The organism is Pelomonas sp. V22, from assembly GCF_030014915.1.
Lineage (GTDB): Bacteria > Pseudomonadota > Gammaproteobacteria > Burkholderiales > Burkholderiaceae_C > JAUASW01.
Map to the genome: position 1 here is coordinate 1 of NZ_JAGIXS010000021.1, position 3,359 is coordinate 3,359.

Sequence of the window (3,359 nt, forward strand, 5' to 3'; positions counted from 1 at the left end):
CTTACGATGGGAACCGCATTTGCCCGAACCCAGTAGTGATCGCCGTTCTTGCGGCGATTTTTTACGAGCGCGGTCCAAGGCTCGCCGGCCTTCAGGGTCTCCCACATGTCGGCAAAAGCCTCTTTGGGCATGTCGGGGTGGCGCACGAGGTTGTGGGGAACTCCACGCAGTTCGTCCAAGTCGAAACCGCTGACTTCCACGAAGGCAGCGTTTGCGTACTTGATGTGGCTCTGCGCGTCGGTGGTAGACATCAGCGTCACACCCTCCGGGATCTCGTACTCTCGTTGGGTGACGGGCTCGTTGATACGCATTGACTTCTCCCTATTGCAGTACTGCAAGGCAGCACGAAGTGGCCTTCGCTTGCAGCCTTGAACGACTCTTATTCACAAGCACATTAGCCTGTCGGCTCGACAAGGGCTGCCTGTGGCTTGCCGAAATAGTAGCCCTGGAATGAATGGCAACCCAGCGCTTTGAGCACATTGAACTGCTCGATGGTTTCCACACCCTCGGCGATGACGTCCAGGCTCATGCTCTCGGCCAGCGAAAGGATGGTGTTGGCAATGGAGGCTGCATTGGAATCGCTGGTGACGTCTCGGACAAAACTCCGATCGATCTTGAGCTGGTCGATCGGCATGCGCCGCAGGTAGCTGAGTGAGGAGTAGCCGGTTCCGAAGTCGTCAAGTGAGAACCTCACGCCCAGGCCCTTAAGCCTGGACATCTTCTCGATGGTTTCGTCGATGTCGGTGTGCAGCATGCTCTCCGTCAGCTCGATCCAGAGGGCATGCGGGTCTGCGCCGCTCTCGCGCAGTGCAGACTCGACGCCTTCGACGAACTTAGGGTCTTTGAACTGACGAGCGCTGACGTTCACCGCCAGAGTCAGCGTGCTCCGGCCTGGTTCGTCGCGCCATCCGGCCAGCTGTCTGCAGGCCAGCTCGAGCACGCGTTGGCCGATCGGGAGGATCAGACCCGATTGCTCGGCGAGGGGGATGAACTCTGCTGGCGACACCATGCCCCGTTCAGGATGCTGCCAGCGCAGCAACGCCTCGTAGCCAATGATCCGGCAGCTTTCCCCGACCACGGGCTGGTAGTGCAACAACAACTGCTCGCTGGCCTTCGCCTGCTTTAGCTCATGCAACAACTGAATGCGTCCGAGGTTCTGGGCCTGATGCGCCGGATCGAAGAAGCATTTGCGGTCACGCCCCAACTCCTTGGCCTGGTAGAGCGCCATGTCTGCACGCTTAAGCAGCTCATCCTCCGACATGCCGCCACCGCAGAAGGTCAGCAGCCCCATACTTGGAGAGATGTCGACCCGCATTCCGTTGAGCAGATACGGTTCATTGAGCGCATCACGCACTTTGTCGGCGATGCCTCCAGCCAAGGAGGTGGCCACTGCAACATCCCTGCTCAACTCACTCAGCACGAGCACGAACTCATCGCCCCCCATCCGCGCCACTGTGTCGACCTGGCGTACGCTGGATTGCAAGCGCACCGCAACCTGGCGCAGCAGCTCGTCGCCCTGGTCGTGTCCGAGTGTGTCGTTGACCTGCTTGAAATGATCAAGATCGAGGAGTAGCAGGGCCCCGTGCTGACCGTCTCGTGCCGAGGCCGCTAGCGCCTGCTGCAGACGGTCGCTCATCAAGCGCCGGTTGGGCAATCCGGTCAGCGCATCGTAGAGGGCCATGCGCTGCGCGCGCTGCTCTGCATTCTTGCGCTCGGTGATGTCGGCGCGGATCGCGATGTACTGGACCGGCAAGCCCTGACCGCCAATGAACGGCACGATGGTGGTATGCACCCAGTACGACGAGCCATCCTTGGCGCGATTGCAGATCTCGCCGTTCCAGACCTGACCCGACGAGATGGTTTTCCACAGATCGACGAAGAAGCTCTTGGGGTGGTGACCTGAGTTGATCAGCCGGTGGGTACTGCCGATGAGCTCGTCGCGCGGATACTTGGAGATGGTGCAGAACTTGTCGTTGACGCGCGTGATGACGCCGCGGGCATCCGTGACCGCCACGATGGCATGGGCATCCAGCGCCGCCTTGAGCTCGGCGATCTCGTGCATGGATTCGGCCAACAGGCGGCGCGCGCGATCACGCTCGGTGTTGTCCTTGAAGATGGCAAGCACACCGTCGACGCCGGTAGCCTGGTTGTACTCCGGCACGATGGCCGCCCAGATGTTCTCCGGTTGGCCTGTGGGTGCGCTCGCCTCGAAATCGAATTCGGCGCGCTGGCCTGCCATCGCCTGCTCGATGAACGGCTTGACATGCGGTATCCATTCTGGCCGCATGGACTCGAACAGCGAGTGTCCCTCGCAGGCTTGCACCGCCATCCCGGCCTGGTTGGCATACGCCGGATTGGCATAGCTCAGGCGCAGCTCTCGGTCGAGTTGAACGATGGTCACCGGTACGTTGTTGAGGATGGCGTCCAACTCCTTGTTGCGCTTCTGCAGTTGCTGCTCGGTGCGCTCCAGCAGCGCGTAGGGCGCCTGGACGCTGCTGAAAAACACCGCCCGATAGATCAGTCCGTAGGCCAGCAACTTGTAGAGGTGCCCAAAGAGATTGAGGAAGTCGGAAGTCGCCACATAGGTGGTGAAGGCCAGTTCGCCAAGTCCAGTCACAAAGCAGGCCGTGGCCAGCCAGATTTGACGAGGCTGGGCATCCCGGCGGCCCTGCATGAACAGCCATGCAGCGGCGACAAGGTTCGCCGCCAGCAGGCCATATTCGAGATTCGCCTTGAGCGGCGTAACGCCCACGCCCGGTACGAAGATCGTTGGCAGGCTGGCCAGCCGGTACGTACCGACAAAGAAGAGACCGACGACGGCAACAATGGCCAATGTCAGCCAGGTCCCACGGCGCCCCGGCGGGTCGAACCGGCCCGCCACGAGAAAAACGGTCGAGACTTCGATGCCCCGCCCGCAAAGCCAGAAGAAGATGGCCTTGGCCGTACTCGCGTCGCTCAGCAAGGAGGGCATGCCATCGAAGCTGATGGCATGAATCATGTCCACGCCGGCCACTACGGTAAAGCCGAACAGCAGCAGCTTGGACATACCAGAGCCACTGCGGCCTGCTTCGTGCCAAGCGATCGATGCCACCATGACGGACACCACGACGGCGAACATCTCCAGCAGCAAATGGACGGAAGCATGATCACCCGGTCGCTCCGCGAACATGCTGACGCGCGGAAGAGCGAGCACCCCGAACATTAGTGCTGTGGCTGCACCGCATATCAAAATGGCAGGGCGCAGGGTGGGCGGCCATTGATCACTGGCCGGGAGGTTGGAGTGTGGCTTGTTCATGACTTGGTAAGGCTGCGGCGCCATGCGGCATGGAAGAGCCTGACCGCACTGTAGGAAGCGGTGA

2 protein-coding genes are annotated in these 3,359 nt (G+C 61.0%); both read right to left on the reverse strand.

Translation table 11 applies throughout. The annotated features are described in order from the left end of the window. Positions 1-311 (reverse strand): PAS domain-containing protein (locus J7U46_RS23150; protein ID WP_282829611.1); only part of this gene is annotated, 311 nt, incomplete at its 3' end. Between the two features lie 83 nt (positions 312-394). Further along, the gene (locus tag J7U46_RS23155; protein WP_282829612.1) at positions 395-3,295 is read right to left on the reverse strand and encodes an EAL domain-containing protein; all 2,901 of its coding nucleotides are present in this window, start codon (positions 3,293-3,295) and stop codon (positions 395-397) included. Positions 3,296-3,359: the final 64 nt, after the last annotated feature.